Source organism: Mesorhizobium sp. M0048, from assembly GCF_040323405.1.
In the GTDB taxonomy this organism is placed as follows: domain Bacteria; phylum Pseudomonadota; class Alphaproteobacteria; order Rhizobiales; family Rhizobiaceae; genus Mesorhizobium.
In genome coordinates this window covers 1-18,765 of sequence record NZ_JAMYUV010000051.1, presented here as the reverse complement: position 1 = coordinate 18,765, position 18,765 = coordinate 1, and the positions used below count along the sequence as shown (strand labels likewise).

The following is an 18,765-nucleotide window of genomic DNA, read 5'->3' as shown; positions in this document are numbered from 1 at the left end:
CGGCCTTGGCCGAAACAAGCGATTTCAAAGCGATGCCCCCGGTGGGGACCGATCCTATCGGAGCCTCCAGCGAGGGCGCCTCGCTTTATGAATTGATCCGGGAAGACATCATCGAGGGACGGCTCGCCCCCAACGAACGGCTTGTCGTCACCGATCTCGCCCGGCGTCACGGCACTTCGACCAATCCTGTGCGCGAGGCCCTGCAGTTGTTGCGCGGCGAAGGATTTGTCACCTTTGTCGCCAACCGCGGGGCGCGTGTCCGACCCATAGATCAGGATTTTGTCCGGGATATCTACGAGATCGGTGTTCTGATCGAGCCAGCCCTGACACGATGGTTTGTGAACATGGCTACCGGCGAGGACATCGCCGAACTCGAACGTCTCCAGGGCCTGATCGAAGAGAACAATTTCGCCGACACATTCAGGCATAGTGAGCTGGATACCGCTTTCCACACCGTGATGTACCAACGGCACTACAACCGCCACGCCGCCGAGCTTTGGTGGAAGCATCGCGAAGTGCTGCGAGCCGTGAGCCGTCGTTTCAACTTCACGCTGGCGCGACGTGCCGCGATCATGCGCGAGCACCGCGAACTCATCGCGCTTGTGAAGGCGGGAGAGGCCGACAAGGCGGCCGAACTCGTTTCCCGCCATGTCGAGGGTTCGGGCCGGCATATTCTGGAACAGATGCGAGCGCGCAACGCCGCTCGGGCCGGATAGAATGTCCAGTCCAGAACATCGTTAGCTGACTATTTTCAGGCAAAGGTAGTTGAGATGAAAATCACGAGCATCCGGCCGTGGCTGATCAAGTCCGATGCTTCTTACTGGGGAGAGTTCCTGTTCGTCGAAGTGACGACCGACGAGGGAGTGAGTGGCTGGGGAGAGATCACCACCACGACAAGGCTCGCCAACCGCGCTCTCTGCACGATCCTGCGGCAGATCGGCGTCGCCGTGACAGGCGAGGATCCGGCGCGCATCGAGCATCTCTGGCACAAGATCTTCCGCAGCTTCACCTACATGGGAAGCCGCGGCGCCGCCGTCGAATGCGTGAGCGCTATCGACATAGCCCTCTGGGACATCAGGGGCAAAGTCCTCGGCAAGCCGATTTACGAGCTGCTGGGCGGGCCGGTACGCGAGGAGATCGCGCTCTACACCCATCCCAACCAGGCCAAATTCACCAGCAAGGAGGCTGTGGTCCGCGAAATTCTAGACATTGTCGAGTCCGGACACACTGCGCTCAAGTTCGATCCCTACCCCCACCAGGGCCGCAGCGCCGATGGCCTGCCCCGCGAACAGCGGGACGGCTACCTCGATGGCAGCATGACCCGCAAGGACGAGCGCGAAGCCGCCGAGCTCACGGCTCTGATCCGCGAAACGGCAGGACCCGATATCGACATTCTCATCGATGCGCATGGCCGCTTCGACGTCCCCACCGCCATTCGCCTCTGTCGGAGTCTCGAGGAGGCCGGCCAGATCGACTGGTTTGAGGAGCCCTGCCCGCCCGAGAGCCTTAACGCGCTCAAACAGGTGCGTGAGAAGGTCAATACCGCTATCTCATGGGGCGAGCGCGGCCACACGAAATGGGATTTCGTGCCGGTGCTTGAGAACAGGCTCGCCGACTACATCATGCCCGACGTTACCTGGACCGGCGGCATTACCGAACTCAAAAAAATTTCTGCGCTGTGCGAAGCCTACTACGTGCCGATCTCGCCACATGACGCCGCGGGACCAATCAACGTGGTTGCGGGAGCGCAGGTGATGATGACTGTTCCCAACTTCTACAAACTCGAAACGTCGGAGTGGAACCTGGGCAAATACGATCACCTGATCGACAGACCACTCGACATTTCGAATGGCAGCCTCAAGCTGACGTCGAAGCCTGGTCTCGGTATTGAGATGGACCGCGACTACCTGCAGGCCCACGAGATCGAGCTGGGCTAGCAACACTCTGTGCCGGCGCCGGGTGCGGGGCGACAAGCCGAAACGAGGATAAGTCATGGCAAAGACAGGTGGCGCCGACGAAGCGCTCAATCGGGTAAACGCGAACTCCAAGCCATCCCAGCTTCGCATCACCGACATGCGGATAGCCGAAATCGTCGGCGCGCCGTTCACCTCGACCCTGCTCAAGATCTACACCAACCAGGGCATCGTCGGGCTTGGCGAGGTGCGCGACGGCGCCAGTGCCACCTACGCGCTGATGCTGAAGAGCCGGCTGCTTGGCGAGAACCCTTGCGACATCGACCGCCTGTTTCGCCGGATCAAGCAGTTCGGTGGCCACGGCCGGCAAGGCGGCGGCGTCTCGGCGGTCGAAATTGCGTTGTGGGATCTCGCCGGCAAGGCCTACGGCGTGCCCGTCTACCAGATGCTCGGCGGCCGGTTTCGGGAGAAGGTTCGCGTTTATTGCGACACCGACGCTACCGTGCCGAGCGGCACCGAGACCGGCAAGCGCCTCAAGCAGCGCATGGCGCTCGGCTTCACCTTCCTCAAGATGGATCTGGGGCTGATGCAGATCGCGGATGTACCCGGTGCGGTCGTGTCTCCTGCCGGCTCACTTGAAGGGTACCGCGTCCATCCCGGCCGCGGCCCGGTCAAGACCCTTGAAGAGCGACGCGCCCGCAATGCCGCCTACGATTTGCACAACGTCCCCCATCCGTTTACCGGCCTCCACTTTTCCGACAAGGGCCTCGACCTGCTTGAGCAGTACATTGCCGAGGTTCGCGATGTGATCGGCATGGATATTCCGCTCGCCATTGACCACGTCGGCCACATCTCGCTGCAGAACGGAATTCGGCTCGCCAGGCGGATTGAAAAATACGTGCCGGCCTGGCTCGAGGATGTGATCCCATGGCAGTACACCGAGCAGTACCGGCAACTGCAGGCCGCCACCACGGTGCCGATCTGCACCGGCGAGGACATCTACCTTAAGGAGGGCTTCGAGCCCCTGCTCAAGAGCGGCGGCCTCTCCATTGTCCACCCGGACCTGCTCACCAGCGGGGGCATCCTCGAGACCAAGAAGATCGGCGACATGGCGCAGGACCACGGCGTCGCAATGACCATCCATATGGCCGAAAGTCCAGTCGCCGCAATGGCCGCGGCACATGTCGCGACCGCGACCGAAAACTTCATGGCGCTCGAATACCACTCTGCCGATGTCGACTGGTGGGACGATATCGTCACCGGCGTTCCCAAGCCGCTCGTGAAGGACGGCTTTATCACTGTTCCGGACAAACCTGGCCTGGGGATTGACGACGTCGTCGACGAGGTGATCTCGCAGCATCTGCAGCCAGGTGTCACCGGCATCTGGCAGCCCACGGATCATTGGGACAACGAGTATTCCTGGGACCGCACCTGGAGCTGAGGCGAAAAGAACCGAAGATGAAGATCACCGACCTCCGCTGCGCCGTCATCGGCAAACATCCCATCGTCCGCATCGTTACCGACGAGGGCCTCTATGGCCTTGGGGAAGTCGAGTTCACCAAGACCTACCTCAAACCCTGGGTGCTGCATTTCCGCGAGGCGCTGATCGGCGAGGAGCCGACCGACGTCGAGCGGGTGATGCTGAAGATCCGCCAACGCGGCTCTTTCAAGCCCTATGGCGCGGCGGTAAGCGCTATCGAGCATGCGCTGTGGGACATAGCCGGCAAGGCCGCAGGCGTGCCGGCCTACAAACTGCTCGGCGGCAAGGTGCGCGACAAGGTGCGCGTCTACAACGGCTCGATCCGCCAGAAGCGAACGGGGGACCGGCCGGAGGATTACTCCGCTGACGTGAAATGGATGATGGAGCAGCCGCAGAACTTCTTCATGATCAAGCAAGGGATCTCGTTCCACTCCAACATGAAGGACACCGTCGAGGGCTTCCATTATGGCGTGACGCAGAAGAAGGCTGGCTATCACGGTGACATGGATCAGGGCGTGATCAGCGAGCGCGGTTTCAACCACATGCTCGACTGCGTGATCGCGATGAAGGAAGTGATGGGCGACAAGGTCAGCCTGGCGCTCGACTGCGGCCCTGGCTGGATGTTGCCCGATGCGATCAAGTTCGCTCGCGCGGTCGAGAAGTACAATTTGATGTGGCTCGAGGACATGCTGACCGGCGACTATGTGCCGTGGGTCAATCCGCAGGCCTATCGGGAGCTGACCACCTCCACCTCGACGCCAATCCATACCGGCGAGCAGATCTATCTGCGGCACAATTTCAAGGAGCTGATCGAAACGCAGGCGGTGCGCGTCATCGGCCCCGATCCGGCCGATATTGGCGGCATTGCCGAGCTCAAATGGGTCGCCGAGCACGCCTATATGCACTCGATCCTGATGGCACCGCACGGCACCGCGAACGGCCTTCTAGGTCTCGGCGCGCTGATCAATGTCTGCGCCACCCTGCCCGCCAACTACATCGCGTTTGAATACCCGAGCGCCTCCGACCCCTGGTGGGAGGACCTCGTAATCGGCCTGCCGTCGCAGATCGTGAAGGACAGCATGGTGGACCTGCTGGAAGCGCCGGGGCTGGGCCTCGATATCGACGCCGAAGCAGCCAGGAAGTATCTCCGGGAAGAGGATGCGGGCTTCTTCGACTGAACCATCCTTCTTGCGCCACCCTGCACCGCGCGAACTGAAAATCTCGCAAATTGGCATCCGGAATGACCGTTTCGGGCCCGATAGCGGAATGGCGGCTTTAACGTTTGAAGACCGATTGCGGACGTTCAGCCCGACGGGACCAAAGTCTGCTCCCAGGTCTAGCCGCTCCCCGTCTCAATGGCATCCCGGATCGCCCGGTGGATCTGCGTCGCCAGTCGCGGGTGGCGGGGCAGCCACAGGGTGGACATTTCAGCCCACATGGAAAATGATCATCTTGTCATGCACAACACTGCAGTGCTCTGATTTCGACGAGTAGCCTGAACGTAGAAGCGGATCAACCGGCCTCCGGGTCCAGCGAGCGGGGACGCAAATGGACACCCTAGAGAATGGGAAATTGCATCGCGACGCGGGCGGGCGAGCCCGTCGATCGGCCGACTGGCTTGCCCGCGCCGCCGTATCGGCGACATTCCTGCTCGGCATGGCTTTCAGCACTGCGTTTGCGCAGGACCAGCAACTACCCGTGGTGACGGCGGCCAAGCCGGTGGTCCGTGAAATCGTCGAAGACGACGAGTTCGTCGGGCGCTTCGAAGCCGTCGACCAGGTCGCCATCCGTTCGCGCGTCAGCGGCTATCTGGACAAGGTCAGCTTCCAGGACGGCGCACTGGTCAACAAGGGAGACCTGCTCTTCACCATCGACCAGCGTCCGTACCAGGCGGCTTATGATGCCGCCAAGTCGCAAGTGGACGTCGCCAAGAGTCTGCTCGAATTCTCCAAGATGCAGCTGGATCGCGCCGACGAACTCGCCAAGACCGGCAATATCTCAACCGCGACGCTCGACGACCGCCGGCGGGAATACCTTTCGGCGCAGGCGCAGATGCAGGGCGCGACAGCTGCGCTGACGACGGCTAGCCTGAACATGGAATTCACCGAGATCAAGGCGCCCTTGTCCGGCCGCATCGACCGCCGGCTGGTGTCGGTCGGCAACCTCGTGCAGCCGGATTCCACCTTGCTGACGACCATCGTTACGCGCGATCCGATTGATTTCTATTTCGACGTCGATGAGCGCCTGTATTTCAGCTACGCCCGCGACGCGAAGGAGCGCGGCGGCAGCATGCAGGAAGGCGCCGGCGGGCTCGAGGTAGTGGTTCGCGTCGCCGACCGCACGGAGGCGGTATTCAAAGGCAAGCTCGATTTTGCCGAGAACCGGATCGACAACGCGACCGGCACCATGCGGGTGCGTGCAAGGTTTCCCAACGCCGACGGCATTCTCCAGCCAGGCATGTTCGGGCGCATCAACGTGCCGGGGTCGCTGCCGCATAGCGGCGTGCTGGTGCCCGACGAGGCGATCGGCGCCGATCAGGATCGCCGCATCGTGTTCCTGGTGGATGAGGCCGGGATGGTGTCGGCGAAGCCCGTGCGCACCGGCCCGCTTCTTGACGGCTACCGGGTGATCCGCGGGGGCCTGACCGGCAACGAGACGATCATCGTCAACGGGCTGATGCACGCCAGGCCCGGCACCAAGGTGAAGGTCGAGATGGTGACGTTGCCGCCCAAGGCCGAGATCGCCGAGTTGCAGCAATGAGGTTCGCACATTTCTTCGTCGACCGTCCGATCTTCGCATCGGTCGTTTCGGTCGTCCTGCTGATCCTCGGCGGGATTGCTTATACCCAGCTGCCGGTCGCGCAATATCCCGAGATCGCGCCGCCGACCATCGTCGTTCGCGCGCAGTATCCGGGCGCCGACGCCGAGACGGTCGCAGCGACGGTGGCAACGCCGATCGAGCAGGAGATCAACGGCGTCGAGGGCATGCTCTACATGTCGTCCTATTCGTCGGGCGACGGGGCGATGGCGCTGACCATCACATTCAAGCTGGGCACCGATCTCGACCAGGCGCAGGTGCTGGTGCAGAACCGCGTGTCGGTCGCCGAGCCGCGCCTGCCCGAAGAAGTCCGACGCCTCGGCATCACCACCACCAAGAGCTCGCCCGACCTGATGATGGTCGTGCACATGCTGTCGCCCGACAATACCTACGACCAGCTCTACGTCTCGAACTACGCCCGCTCGCGGGTGCGCGACATACTGCTCAGACTCGACGGCGTCGGCGACCTCATCATCTTCGGCGAACGCGAATATTCGCTGCGCATTTGGCTCGATCCGGAAAAACTGTCCGCCCTGGGGATGACCTCGGGCGATGTGGTGCAGGCGCTGCGCGACCAGAACGTCCAGGTGTCGGGTGGCGCGATCGGCGCGCCGCCGACCAGCACCGGCACGGCGTTCCAGTACACGGTCACCACGCAAGGCCGCTTCAACGACGCACGCGACTTCCGATACGTGATCGTCAAATCGACCGACGACGGCCGCCTGATCTCGCTGCAGGACGTGGCGCGCATCGAGCTCGGCGCCAAGGATTACGTCACCAACTCCTATCTCAACGGCAAACCGGCGGTGGCGCTCGCCATCTTCCAGCGGCCGGGCACCAATGCGCTTGCCGCAGCCGCGGAAATCCAGGACAAGATGAAGGAGCTTTCCCGCGACTTCCCGAAGGGGTTGAGCTACGACATCGTCTACAATCCGACCGAGTTCGTCGCCGAGTCGATCCGGGAGGTCTACAAGACAATCCTAGAGGCGATGCTGCTGGTCATCATCGTCATCATCGTCTTCCTGCAATCGTGGCGCATGGCGATCGTGCCGATCGTGGCGATCCCCGTGTCGCTGATCGGCACGCTGGCGGTGCTTTACGCCGCCGGCTTCTCGCTCAACATGCTGACGCTGTTCGGCCTCGTTCTGGCGATCGGCATCGTCGTCGACGATGCGATCGTCGTGGTCGAGAACGTCGAGCGCAATATCGCCAGAGGGCTGGCGCCCAATCCGGCGTCGCACCTGACCATGGACGAAGTCGGAACCGCGGTCATCGCGATCTCGCTGGTGCTGATAGCCGTGTTCGTACCGACAGCCTTCATCCCCGGCATTTCTGGGCAGTTCTATCTGCAGTTTGCGATCACCATCGCGGTGTCGACGGCGATCTCGGCATTCAATTCGCTGACGCTTTCGCCGGCGCTGGCCGCACTGCTGTTCAAGCCGCACCACGCCGCGGCGGCGCCGCCGCGCTTTTTCCTGGCGCGGTTCGGACGGGCGCTCGCCGACGGCTTCAATCGCGGCTTCGACAGGGTCGCCCACTGGTATTCGAGCATCATCCGCGTGCTGATCGGCTCGTGGATAACGATCGCCGCCATGCTGGCCGTTTTCGCGGGCCTCATCTACGCCACGGTCTACATGGTGCAGGCGGTGCCGCGCGGTTTCATTCCGTCGCTTGACCAGGGCTATGCGATCGTCGTCGTCCAGTTGCCGGACGGCGCTTCGCTGTCGAGGACCGATGCGGTCATCCAGCAGGCGTCGCAGATCATCCAGAAAACGCCAGGCGTCGACTACGCAGTCGCCTTCGCCGGCTTCTCCGGCGCGACCTTCACCAACGCCAGCAATGCGGGCGTGATCTTCGCCAGGTTCAAGCCGTTTGACGAGCGACTGAAAGCCGACCAGTCGGCAACCCAGGTCATCGGCAATCTGTTCGGCAGCCTGCAAAGCATCAAGGAAGCCTTCATTATCGCACTGCCGCCGCCGCCGATCCGCGGCGTCGGCAATGCCGGCGGCTTCAAGCTGCAGATCCAGGAGCGCAACAGCGCCGACATGCGACAGGTCCTGGCGCTTGCCTACGAAATCGCCGGCAAGGCCAACAAGACGCCGGGGCTGACGGGCGTGTTCACCACCTTCTCCGCGTCGAGCCCGCAATTCTTCCTGGCGATCGATCGCGACAAGGCGCGCATCCTGAACGTGCCTATCCCCAACATCTTCGAGACGCTGTCGATCAATTTGGGCACCGCCTACGTCAACGACTTCAACGCTTTCGGGCGCGTCTACCAGGTGCGGGCGCAGGCCGACCAGGCGTTCCGCATAGATCGCGCCGACATCTTGAAACTGAAGGTGCGCTCGGCGACCGGCGCGCTGGTTCCGCTCGGCACGTTGGTCGAGATCCGCGACGCCACCGGCCCGGCGTTGGTCCAGCGCTACAACATGTACGTCTCGGTGCCGCTGCAGGGCAACGCCGCGCCCGGCGTTTCCACAGGCGACGCGCTGGCATTGATGGAAGGGATCACGGCAAAGACGCTGCCGGCCGGTACCTCCTATGAATGGACCGAGCTCGCCTATCAGGAGCGCAACACAGGCAATGCCGCTCTCTATATCTTCGGACTTTCGGTGCTCTTCGTGTTCCTGGCGCTGGCGGCGCAATATGAAAGCTTGGTGCTGCCGTTCGCCATTGTGCTGGTGGTGCCGCTCGGCGTGCTCGCGGCGTTGCTCGGCGTGTCGTTCCGAGGGCTGGACAACAACATCCTCGTGCAGATCGGCCTCATCGTGCTAATCGGGCTTGCCGCCAAGAACGCGATCCTGATCGTCGAATTCGCGCGGCAGGCGCAGGAACGCGGGCTGTCGGCCGCCGAAGCTGCCGTCGAAGCCTGCCGGCTCAGGCTGCGGCCGATCCTGATGACCGCCTTCTCGTTCATCCTCGGCGTCGTGCCGCTGATGATCGCAAAGGGCCCGGGCGCAGAAATGCGCCAGTCGCTCGGCACCGCGGTATTCTCCGGCATGCTCGGCGTCACCTTCGTCGGCCTGTTCCTGACGCCGGTGTTCTACGTCACGCTCAGGTCGTTGTTTTCGCGGCGCAAGCCCCGTGCCGAGGCCGAGCCTTCGGGGCCGGCAGGGGCGCCAGCGGAGACGGCCGCCGAGTAGGGTTACGAATTCGCCGCGTCGGGCGCGGCTTACCACTCCAGAAAATCGGCGCGGCGCGGCAACGGCCACGATCTGCGCGACTTCGGCGTCGAGGTACAGCGGAGACCCTTGCTCGGTCTGAGCCAGCAATCCAGCCCAACAGCCGCATCTAGTTCAGCGAGACGATGCCGGGCCGCGAGGCCAATGCGATCTTCTATCTGGTCGGCCAGGCGGGGCTTAAGGGCGCAACCGCGACCTCCGGAGTCCTCGCTTGCGATGTCTGTTTTCAGGAGGCGGAGAAGCTGATCTCTGCGGCCGAGATTGAGGCGCAGAGCAGATGGTCGGCTTTCAAACCCGGAGCGACAAGAGCAGACCTTTGTTCGGCGCAAGTGTCGTCCTGACGTGACGCGACGCGGTCTTCCGTTGCGGGCGCTACTGGCTGGAGCTGCGTTAGTCGGTCGGAGGCCAATGGCATTTTCAATGAAACGCTAATATACATGGAAACCCCAACGAGCAGCGCCTGCCAGATGCTTGAGGAATGCCATGCGAAGGCTCATCTTCACGGCGATGTGTATCGCCGCCGCTACAGCCGCTAACGCCCATGATTGGTACGAAGATAAGATTGACCCGCAGACCAAATTCAAGTGCTGCGGCGGTTCAGATTGCCGCGCCATACCTCGGTCTTCGGTGCGGTCCAGGGTAGACGGTGGTTACACTTATTTGCCGCATAATTTCACCATCCCACGGGACCGTGTACAGGAATCCCCCGACGGGCAATACCATATCTGCGAAAATAAATATGCTGTAACCAATCAGCTGTATTGGCGTTGCTTCTTCGCACCTCGTGTAGATGTATCTATACTTCTAAATCATTAACCGCGCGCCGCTTCCGCAACTTACATAAGCAAAGTGCCAGTCCATTAATTCTGTTGAACTTTCTTCAAAATTGCCGAAGCTCAAGCTCGCGACTACCCCAGGGATTTCATTGGATACGTCGCGGCTATCGAGAGCCTGCGCGCCCTGGGCGTAACTCCATGGGGCGCTGCCGCGGGTGACTTCTGGGCGCGCTCCGCAATTCGGTGACAGTCCAGATTTTATCGTGTCGGCGCGGCCGTGGTTGTGTAAGATTGGCTACGTGGCCCGCCTTGCACGCATTGTCGTCCCAAGTCCACTCGCCACGTGACGCAAACGCAGTAACGGCTGGCGATTTCGACCACGATGGACAGGCAAGCGACAGGGGATAACTGGCGCGGGATCATCAGCACGGTTCATGCGGGAGCGGCATTCGCCGGATGCGGCAGCTGCGGCTGAAGTCTCGAATTTGACGCATCAGCACTTGCAAATCGTCGGCCGAGGTCTTTTGCTCGCGCGATAGTTGCCCTTGACCGTTGAATGGTTGGCGAACAGATGAACAAGATCGATCGACGGCGGCCAGAGTCAGAAACGGACGCCACCGTAAATGCCGCGAGACTTGGAACTCGGCTGCGTCTCGCCCGCCAGACACGCGGCATGACGCTGAAGACGTTGGCCGCGGCTGCGAATTGCTCGGAAAGCCTGCTGTCCAAGATCGAGAACGGTAAGGCTTCGCCGTCCCTGCCCATGCTTCACCGTCTGGTCGAGGTTCTCGACACCAACATCGGCTGGATGTTCGAGCAAGTCGACGACGACGAGGCGATCGTATTCCGGGCGGGCGCAAGGCCTTTGATTGCGCTCGACGCGCTACGGCGCGGCGAAGGAATTTCGCTCGAACGCATCATTCCATATTCGCCTGGCCACCTCTTACAATGCAACATCCATCACATCGAGGCGGAGGGCTCGAGCGAAGGTCCGATCCAGCATTCCGGCGAGGAAGTCGGCTATGTGCTCGCCGGGCGGATCGAACTGATCGTCGATGGCAAGAGCCATGCTCTCGCCACGGGCGATGCCTTCGTGTTCAGGTCGGAGCTGCCGCATCATTACCGCAACATCGGCGAGGAACGCGCCAGCATTTTCTGGGTCAATACGCCGGCGACTTTCTGAGCAACGCTCGGCGTTCATTTGGATTGACAAATATTCAAGTCTCTTGAATGCTTGCTTCGTGCCTGTAGCACCAACGGGACCGGCCTAGGTCTGGTCCGCAAGCAAGGGGAACCGAAATGCGTCTGTTCAAACTTCTCGCCGGCTGTGCCGCCGCCGTTGCCATGGGCTCGGCAGCCATGGGCTCGGCGCTTGCCGATACGTTCGCTCTCGTCAACATCAACCAGCAGGCCCTGTTCTTCAACCAGATCAACGAGGGCGCGCAAAAGGCAGCCGACGCCGCCGGCGCCAAGCTGGTCATCTTCAACGCGAATAATGTGCCGAGCGCGCAGAACGACGCGATCGAGAACTACATCACGCAGAAAGTCGACGGCATCATTCTAGTCGCCATCGACGTCAACGGCGTCAAGCCTGCGATCACCGCAGCCAAGGCGGCCGGCATTCCCGTCATAGCCATCGACGCGCAGATCCCCGACGGCGACAATATTTCGTTCATCGGCGTCGACAACACCAAGGCCGGCGAGGACATCGGCAAATTCTACGCCGACTATGTGAAGACCGAGATGGGGGGCAAGGCCAAGATCGGTATCGTCGGCGCACTCAATTCATTCATCCAGAACCAGCGGCTCGACGGCTTCAAGAAGGCGGTGACCGAAAGCGGCCAGGCCGTCACCTTCCTCGACACGGTCGACGGCCAGAACGTTCAGGAGACCGCGTTGAGCGCTTCGGAAAACCTGATGACTGCCAATCCGGACATGAACTCGCTCTATGCAACCGGCGAACCAGCCTTGCTCGGCGCAGTTTCGGCCGTGACCAGCCAGGGCCGCACTGGCGACGTCAAGGTGTTCGGCTGGGATCTGACCAAGCAGGCCGTTCAGGGCATCGACGACGGCTGGGTGGTCGCGGTCGTGCAGCAGGATCCGGCAGGCGAAGGCAAGGCTGCGGTCGAAGCGCTGGGCAAGCTCAAGAAGGGCGAGAAAATCGATCCGATCATCAACATCCCGGTGACGATCGTGACCAAGAAGAATGTCGACCAATACCGCGCGATGTTCAAGTAAACTGCGTTGGCGACCGGGCCGCGGCGCCGTCTGAGGCTGCGCCGCGGATGACTGCAATCGCGTGGAATCCCAGATGAGCAGTGGCCAGACCTATCGGGTGCGGATGAGCGGCATCTCAAAGCGCTACAACGCCATCCAGACGCTCGATGACGTATCGCTGACGCTGAAGCCGGGCGAGGTGCTGGGGCTGGTCGGCGACAATGGCGCCGGCAAATCGACATTGAGCAAGGTGCTGTCGGGAGCCGTAGTTCCCGACGCCGGCACCATCGAGATCGACGGCAAGCCGGTGATCTTCAGCTCGCCGGCGGACGCGCGTGCGGCGCGCGTCGAGATGGTCTACCAGGACCTGTCGCTGTGCGACACGGTCGACGTCGCCGGCAATCTGTTTCTCGGCCGCGAGCCGCGTCGCCGCATCGCAGGTATTTCCTTTCTCGACAAGAAGCGCATGCATGAAGAGACGCGCCAGATGCTCGATCGGCTCGGTATCGTCATTGCCGACACGCGACTCAAGGTCGAAAACCTCTCCGGCGGGCAGCGCCAGTCGATCGCGATCGGCCGTGCCGCCTCGTTCGAGCCGGCCGTGCTGATCATGGACGAGCCGACGGCAGCGCTTGCCGTGGCCGAAGTCGAGGCGGTGCTCGAACTGATCCGTGCGGTCAGTGCGCGCGGTGTCAGCGTCATTTTGATCACCCATAGGCTGCAGGATCTGTTCCTCGTCTGCGACCGCATCCAGGTCATGTACGAAGGGCGCAGCGTAGCCGAGCGGCTGATCGGCGAGACCAACATCGAGGACGTGGTCAATCTGATCGTCGGCCGCAAGTTCAATGCGCGTTCCGCCACCAACGGCTACCGCGGTGGAGCGCCGGCATGAGCGACGCGATCCACGCCGCCCAGCCCTCACGTGTACGCAAGGGCACCTGGCGCGATGCGCTCCTCGCCAATGGCAGTGTCGTCTCGATCGCGCTGTTCTTTCTGGTCGTCTCCATCATCTTCTCGGTTGCGACCGACGCGTTTCTGACATCGCCCAATCTGTTGAACATCCTGCGGCAGTCGGCGCCGCTGCTGATCGTTGCCGCGGCAATGACTTTCGTCATCACCACCGGCGGCATCGATCTTTCGGTCGGCTCCGTGCTGGCGCTGGTGGCGACGCTGTCGGCGACACTTTTGCAGTTTGGCCTGCCGTGGCCAGTCGTTATCCTCGTCATGCTCGCGCTCGGTGCCCTGCTTGGCGCGGTGCAGGGCTATTTCGTCGCCTATGAGGGCATCCCGTCCTTCATTGTCACGCTTGCCGGGCTTTCGGTGATCCGGGGCGTGGCGCTGCTGATCACAGGCGGCTATTCCATCCCCATCGAGCCCGGAAGCGCTTTCACCGTGCTGGGCCGCGCCTGGTTTCTTGGCGTGCCGGTGCCGGCGCTGATCGCGCTGGCGATCCTGGCCATCGCCTATCTCGCCTTCAACGAGACGCCGTTCGGCCGCTATGTCACCGGCATCGGCGCCAACGCCGAGGCGGTGCGGCGTGCCGGCGTCAACACGCGGCAGACGACGCTCTTCGTCTATGTGATTTCCGCCACCGCGGCGGCCCTTGCCGGCATCATCATTGCTGCCCGGCTTGGATCGGGATCTTCAAATGCCGGACAGGGTTTCGAGCTGGAAGTCATCGCCGCCGTCGTGCTCGGCGGCACCAGCCTGTTCGGCGGCCGTGGAACGATCATCGGCACGGTGCTCGGCGCGCTGACCGTGGCCGTCATCGGCAACGGCCTGATCCTGGCGCATCTGTCGCCCTTCCTGACGCCGATCGTCACCGGAACGATCATCCTGATCGCCATCTGGCTCAACTTCCGCCTGTTCCGCGGCGCCGTGCGGAGCCGTTGAGCCGATGAGTGGTCTGTTCGATGACGCAGCGCCCAGGCAGCGGTTGCCAATTGGGGTCGAAACCGGCCAAGTGATGACCGTGCTCGGCCAGGTTCCGGTCGAGGAGATGGGGATAACGCTGATGCACGAGCACATATTGCTCGACGGCGCGCGCAGCTGGAAATGCCCCTGCCATCCCGATGACATGGCGATCGCCGAGCAGCCGGTGAACATCGAGATCATCGGCGAATTGCGCATGAACCCTTACGTCAACCGAGACAATGTCTCGCTCGACGACGCCGACCTGGCGCTGTCGGAACTGCAGCGCTATCGCGCGCTGGGCGGCCACACCGTCGTCGACGCCACCAACATCGGCATCGGCCGTGACCCCGAAAAGCTCGCCCGCATTAGCCGCATGTCCGGCCTCAAGATCGTCATGGGCACCGGGTTCTATCTCGAGCATACCCATCCCGAATGGCTGAAGGCCATGGATGTCGACGCCGTGACCGAGTTCATCGTCAACGATGTCGGCAGCGGCGAGACGCAGCCGCCGATCATGGCCGGGCTGATCGGCGAGGTCGGCGTCAGCAAGGATTTCACCGCCGAGGAACGCAAGTCGCTGCGAGCTTCGGCGCGCGCTTCGCGCATCACCGGCGTGCCGCTGTCGATCCATCTGCCTGGCTGGGAGCGGCTGGCGCACGACGTGCTCGATACCGTCGAGGCCGAGGGCGCCGATCTCCGCCACACCGTGCTCTGCCACATGAACCCGAGCCACGACGATCCCGCTTACCAGAAAAGCCTCGCCCGGCGCGGCGCGTTCCTCGAATACGACATGATCGGCATGGACTATTATTATGCCGACCAGGACGCGCAATCGCCCTCCGACGAGGAGAACGCACGCGCCATCGCCGCCCTTGTCGAGGCCGGCTTCGGCGACCGCCTGCTATTGTCGCAGGATGTGTTCCTCAAGATCATGCTGACGCGCTTCGGCGGCTTCGGCTATGGCTATATCCTGAAGCATTTCATACCGCGCCTGAAACGGCATGGCGTCGAACAGGCGGCCATCGACCGCATGCTGATCGCCAATCCGAAGAGCGTGTTCGCGCGGCTCCAAGCGGCCTAGACTTACGACGGAGTTCAAATGTCCAAGAAGAAGATCCTGCTTGCCGGCGAATCCTGGGTGTCGACCGCGACCCACATCAAGGGTTTCGACCAGTTCCCGACTGTCACCTATCACACCGGCGCTGACGAATTGCTGGGCGCGCTCAAGGCGACCGATTTCGACGTCACCTTCATGCCGGCGCATGAGGCGCAGCGCGGCTTTCCTCAGACGATGGAGGCGCTGTCGGCCTATGACGCGGTCGTGCTCTCCGACATTGGCGCCAACACGCTGCTGCTGCATCCCGACACCTGGGTCCACTCCAAGCCGACGCCGAACCGCCTGCGCCTGCTCCGCGATTACGTCAGCGACGGCGGCGGTCTGTTGATGTTCGGCGGCTATTACAGCTTCCAGGGCATCAATGGCGGCGCGCGCTACCGCAAGACGCCAATCGAGGACGTGCTGCCGGTGAACTGCCTGGCCTACGACGACCGCGTCGAGGTTCCCGAAGGCTTTGCCCCGGTGCCGAAACCAGGGTCGAGCCATCCTATCCTCAGGGGCCTCGGTTCGGACTGGCCGATCCTGCTAGGCTTCAACGAGGTGACACTGAAGGACGATGCGGAAGTTCTGGCCAGCGTATCGTCGGATTATGGTTCGCCGCCGCTGCTTGTCACCGGCCATTACGGCAAGGGCCGCACCGTGGCCTGGACATCCGATGTCGGGCCGCATTGGCTGCCGCCGCAATTCATCGCCTGGCCAGGCTACAAGACCCTGTTCGAACAGATGCTGGGCTGGGCGACCGGCGAGAGCTGAGCCATGCATGTCCATGTCGTCGGCAATGCCTGCATCGATACCATGTTTCGCGTCGGCCGCCTCCCTGCCGCGGGCGAGACTTTGAATGCCGTGAGCTATGCCGACGGGCTCGGCGGCAAGGGTGCCAACCAAGCGGTCGCAGCAGCGCGGACTGGTGCAGAGGTGACGTTCTGGACGGCGCTCGGCAAGGACCGCGAAGGCACATGGATCAGGAGCCGCCTCGACAGCGAACTGTCAGACCTCGAGGTCAGCGAATTCGAGCTGCCGAGCGACCGCTCGACCATCGTCGTCGATCGAGGCGGCGAGAATTTCATCGTCAGCGGCGTTGCCTGCAGCGAAGCGTTCGATCCGGTGGCGCAAACAGCACTTGTCCGCTGGATCGCTCCCGGCGACATCCTCGTCTGCCAGGGAAATTTGCGTGCCGCCGCGACCGATGCCTGCCTCAGAGCAGCAAAGGAAAACGGCGCACGCACCGTTCTCAACGCCAGCCCGATCGATGCGGCATCCGTTCCCGATCTTGGCCTGGCGGAGTTTTTGGTTGTCAACCAATCCGAGGCGAAAACCCTGACCGGCCGGGATGACATGACAGCAGCCGCCGACGCGCTGGTAGCCAAAGGTGCAGGCACCGTCATCATCACGCTCGGCGCCGCAGGCTGTCTCGTGCTTGGCCCGGGCCAGGAAGAGCCGCTTCGTTTGCCGGCCCCGCAGGTCGAGGCGCTCGACACCAGCGGCGCCGGCGATGTGTTCTGCGGCTGTCTCGCCGGCGGGCTTGCGCGGGGCATGTTGGTCACCTCGGCGCTGGAGCTTGCGCTGGCGGCCGCCGCAATCGCCGTGACACGGCCGGGCACGCTGGCATCCTGTCCTTCCGCCTCCGAGATGGCGGTGCTCATCGATCAAATGGAGCTCTCATGACCCAGATCGGCCAATCCGGCGGCGACGCACTCTTGCACCTTTTCGGCCGCACCAAGGTAGTGATCGGCGTCGTTCACCTGGCGCCCCTGCCCGGCGCGCCGCGCTATGACGGCGAGGCCGTGGAGGTGATCTACCAGCGCGGGCTCGATGACGCCAAAGCCTATCTCGACGGCGGCTGCGACGGCGTCATCGTCGAGAACCATGGCGACATCCCTTTCGCCAAGCCTGACGATATCGGGCCGGAGACGGCGGCCTATATGGCGGTCGTTTCCGACCGCATCCGCCGCGAGCTCGGCAGGCCGGTCGGCATCAATGTGCTGGCCAATGCCGCGATCCCGGCCTTGGCGATCGCCAGCGCTGCCGGCGCCGGTTTCGTCCGCGTCAATCAATGGGCGAACGCCTATGTCGCCAATGAGGGTTTTGTCGAGGGCGAGTCGGGCCGCGCGGCGCGCTACCGCGCCAGGCTGCGCGCCAACGGCATCCGCATCTTCGCCGATGCCCATGTCAAACACGGCGCACATGCCATCGTCGCCGACCGTCCGGTGGAGGAACTGGTCAAGGACCTGGTCTTCTTCGATGCCGATGCCATCATCGCCACCGGCCAGCGCACCGGCCACGCCGCGGATTTGGGCTACATAAGCATGATCAAGCAGGCCGCCGGCCTGCCGACGCTGGTCGGAAGCGGCGTGACGCCGGACAATGCCAACGATATCCTCGCCATTGTCGACGGGGTCATCATCGCCAGCGCGCTGAAGCACGACGGCGTCTGGTGGAACCAGGTCGACTCTGCTCGCGTAAAGGCGTTCATGGGTGGTCTGAAGCGATAGCTGACTTCAACCGCCTAGCCCACCGCTCGGGCCACCTCGGTCAGAGACGACGGACAGGCCCAGGATACTGCGCGACCAGATCGTCGACGGTCAGCAATCTGATGCCTTCCACAATCGATTGAGCAATCAGGATCCGGTCGAAGGGGTCCTTGTGGATGGGTGGAAGCCCCTCCACCGCAACGGCATGCTCGCCGGTCATTGGCAGCTCATGATAACCATTGTCTATCAGGCCCATAAAACTTAGTCTAATATGCTCGATCTTCGAGTGTCTATCTCTCCGCCGATAGGATGGGATCCAATTGCCCATTCCCTCGACCAAAAGCCGTGGCCGATCTTCGCGCTGGGCGCAGGCCAATGGCGCAGTCGAGGCGATTGAAATGGGCAATGCCTGAAAACTTGGGCGTCGAGGGCTACGCTCTCGGCGCCCCGTATCGGCATCACCGCCGTCCTTCACAGGCAAGGCTCCGCGATGACCCACCGTCCGCACCTGCACGTGATCGTGCCGGGCGGCGTCGCCCGGCTCGATCGATGATAGTCGAGCGGCTACTAGGCCGGCAACGCGCCCGATCTCTTGGCCGTCCAGGTGGCGATATAGTCCATCAGGCCAGGATTGAGGCAATCATAAGGTTCGAGCCCGATCGACTTCAGCTGTGATCGGATACCATCCATGCGGCTCGGATCGACACCGGACTCGATGATCGACGAGACAAAGGCGGTGAAGCCCGGAGGCGCCCAGCCATCCTCCTGGAAGCGTTCCGGATGGATGAAGGACAGCCCCTTGAAAGCGTGGTCGCGCTCGACCGGGCCGTGCATGTGGACGCCGCAGCCGGTGCAGGCATGGCGCAGGATCAGCGCGC

14 protein-coding genes and 3 pseudogenes are annotated in these 18,765 nt (G+C 62.7%); 15 read left to right on the top strand and 2 right to left on the bottom strand.

Features of this window, described 5'->3' with window-relative positions; translation table 11 throughout:
* The first annotated feature begins 5 nt into the window (after positions 1-5).
* The 14 genes from NKJ84_RS27595 to NKJ84_RS27530 all read left to right on the top strand — a co-directional run bounded on the left by NKJ84_RS27595 (position 6) and on the right by NKJ84_RS27530 (position 17,908).
* Entirely contained in the window at positions 6-716 is a 711-nt protein-coding gene (locus tag NKJ84_RS27595; RefSeq protein WP_352509048.1) for a GntR family transcriptional regulator, read from the top strand.
* A 54-nt stretch (positions 717-770) separates the two neighbouring features.
* Complete coding sequence (locus tag NKJ84_RS27590) at positions 771-1,937, top strand: mandelate racemase/muconate lactonizing enzyme family protein (RefSeq protein ID WP_352509047.1); 1,167 nt, start codon at positions 771-773, stop codon at positions 1,935-1,937.
* Positions 1,938-1,992: 55 nt separating this feature from the next.
* Positions 1,993-3,354 carry a mandelate racemase/muconate lactonizing enzyme family protein gene (locus NKJ84_RS27585; RefSeq protein WP_352509046.1) on the top strand — a complete coding sequence of 454 codons (1,362 nt, stop codon included), beginning with the start codon at positions 1,993-1,995 and terminating at the stop codon, positions 3,352-3,354.
* A gap of 17 nt (positions 3,355-3,371) precedes the next feature.
* Positions 3,372-4,571, top strand: a complete 1,200-nt coding sequence (locus tag NKJ84_RS27580) for a mandelate racemase/muconate lactonizing enzyme family protein (RefSeq protein ID WP_352509045.1) — start codon at positions 3,372-3,374, stop codon at positions 4,569-4,571.
* A gap of 478 nt (positions 4,572-5,049) precedes the next feature.
* On the top strand, positions 5,050-6,153 hold the full coding sequence (locus tag NKJ84_RS27575) for an efflux RND transporter periplasmic adaptor subunit (protein WP_352509067.1): 1,104 nt from the start codon (positions 5,050-5,052) through the stop codon (positions 6,151-6,153).
* Positions 6,150-9,353, top strand: coding sequence for an efflux RND transporter permease subunit (locus NKJ84_RS27570; protein ID WP_352509044.1), 3,204 nt, complete (start codon positions 6,150-6,152; stop codon positions 9,351-9,353). The genes NKJ84_RS27575 and NKJ84_RS27570 overlap by 4 nt, the downstream gene beginning before the upstream one ends.
* A gap of 1,386 nt (positions 9,354-10,739) precedes the next feature.
* Positions 10,740-11,351 carry a cupin domain-containing protein gene (locus tag NKJ84_RS27565; protein WP_352480706.1) on the top strand — a complete coding sequence of 204 codons (612 nt, stop codon included), beginning with the start codon at positions 10,740-10,742 and terminating at the stop codon, positions 11,349-11,351.
* A 116-nt stretch (positions 11,352-11,467) separates the two neighbouring features.
* The gene (locus NKJ84_RS27560) at positions 11,468-12,406 is read left to right on the top strand and encodes an ABC transporter substrate-binding protein (protein WP_254819828.1); all 939 of its coding nucleotides are present in this window, start codon (positions 11,468-11,470) and stop codon (positions 12,404-12,406) included.
* Positions 12,407-12,479: 73 nt separating this feature from the next.
* Positions 12,480-13,277, top strand: a complete 798-nt coding sequence (locus NKJ84_RS27555) for an ATP-binding cassette domain-containing protein (RefSeq protein WP_352509043.1) — start codon at positions 12,480-12,482, stop codon at positions 13,275-13,277.
* Entirely contained in the window at positions 13,274-14,278 is a 1,005-nt protein-coding gene (locus NKJ84_RS27550; RefSeq protein WP_352509042.1) for an ABC transporter permease, read from the top strand. Before NKJ84_RS27555 ends, NKJ84_RS27550 begins: the two co-directional genes overlap by 4 nt.
* 4 nt (positions 14,279-14,282) lie before the next feature.
* Positions 14,283-15,380, top strand: coding sequence for a phosphotriesterase family protein (locus NKJ84_RS27545; RefSeq protein ID WP_352509041.1), 1,098 nt, complete (start codon positions 14,283-14,285; stop codon positions 15,378-15,380).
* A gap of 18 nt (positions 15,381-15,398) precedes the next feature.
* Positions 15,399-16,169, top strand: a complete 771-nt coding sequence (locus tag NKJ84_RS27540; RefSeq protein WP_352509040.1) for a glutamine amidotransferase — start codon at positions 15,399-15,401, stop codon at positions 16,167-16,169.
* 3 nt (positions 16,170-16,172) lie between these two features.
* Positions 16,173-17,081, top strand: a complete 909-nt coding sequence (locus NKJ84_RS27535; protein WP_352509039.1) for a ribokinase — start codon at positions 16,173-16,175, stop codon at positions 17,079-17,081.
* Positions 17,078-17,908: a BtpA/SgcQ family protein gene (locus NKJ84_RS27530; RefSeq protein WP_352509038.1), complete on the top strand. Its 831-nt coding sequence runs from the start codon at positions 17,078-17,080 to the stop codon at positions 17,906-17,908. Before NKJ84_RS27535 ends, NKJ84_RS27530 begins: the two co-directional genes overlap by 4 nt.
* 40 nt (positions 17,909-17,948) lie before the next feature.
* Here NKJ84_RS27530 and NKJ84_RS27525 read toward each other — a convergent pair.
* Positions 17,949-18,155: pseudogene (locus NKJ84_RS27525) on the bottom strand (type II toxin-antitoxin system VapC family toxin); the annotation flags it as partial.
* Positions 18,156-18,335: 180 nt separating this feature from the next.
* On the opposite strand from NKJ84_RS27525, the pseudogene NKJ84_RS27520 reads away from it, so the two are divergent.
* Positions 18,336-18,419, top strand: a pseudogene (locus tag NKJ84_RS27520) (transposase); the annotation flags it as partial.
* Between the two features lie 35 nt (positions 18,420-18,454).
* Here NKJ84_RS27520 and NKJ84_RS27515 read toward each other — a convergent pair.
* Positions 18,455-18,765: pseudogene (locus tag NKJ84_RS27515) on the bottom strand (S-(hydroxymethyl)glutathione synthase); the annotation flags it as partial.

Bases quoted from the DNA above. Each gene is read 5' to 3' on its own strand.
- NKJ84_RS27545 (WP_352509041.1), top strand. From the start codon at position 14,283: ATGAGTGGTCTGTTCGATGACGCAGCGCCCAGGCAGCGGTTGCCAATT.
- NKJ84_RS27555 (WP_352509043.1), top strand. From the start codon at position 12,480: ATGAGCAGTGGCCAGACCTATCGGGTGCGGATGAGCGGCATCTCAAAG.
- NKJ84_RS27575 (WP_352509067.1), top strand. From the start codon at position 5,050: ATGGCTTTCAGCACTGCGTTTGCGCAGGACCAGCAACTACCCGTGGTG.
- NKJ84_RS27550 (WP_352509042.1), top strand. From the start codon at position 13,274: ATGAGCGACGCGATCCACGCCGCCCAGCCCTCACGTGTACGCAAGGGC.
- NKJ84_RS27580 (WP_352509045.1), top strand. From the start codon at position 3,372: ATGAAGATCACCGACCTCCGCTGCGCCGTCATCGGCAAACATCCCATC.
- NKJ84_RS27570 (WP_352509044.1), top strand. From the start codon at position 6,150: ATGAGGTTCGCACATTTCTTCGTCGACCGTCCGATCTTCGCATCGGTC.
- NKJ84_RS27540 (WP_352509040.1), top strand. From the start codon at position 15,399: ATGTCCAAGAAGAAGATCCTGCTTGCCGGCGAATCCTGGGTGTCGACC.
- NKJ84_RS27565 (WP_352480706.1), top strand. From the start codon at position 10,740: ATGAACAAGATCGATCGACGGCGGCCAGAGTCAGAAACGGACGCCACC.
- NKJ84_RS27585 (WP_352509046.1), top strand. From the start codon at position 1,993: ATGGCAAAGACAGGTGGCGCCGACGAAGCGCTCAATCGGGTAAACGCG.
- NKJ84_RS27530 (WP_352509038.1), top strand. From the start codon at position 17,078: ATGACCCAGATCGGCCAATCCGGCGGCGACGCACTCTTGCACCTTTTC.
- NKJ84_RS27535 (WP_352509039.1), top strand. From the start codon at position 16,173: ATGCATGTCCATGTCGTCGGCAATGCCTGCATCGATACCATGTTTCGC.
- NKJ84_RS27590 (WP_352509047.1), top strand. From the start codon at position 771: ATGAAAATCACGAGCATCCGGCCGTGGCTGATCAAGTCCGATGCTTCT.
- NKJ84_RS27560 (WP_254819828.1), top strand. From the start codon at position 11,468: ATGCGTCTGTTCAAACTTCTCGCCGGCTGTGCCGCCGCCGTTGCCATG.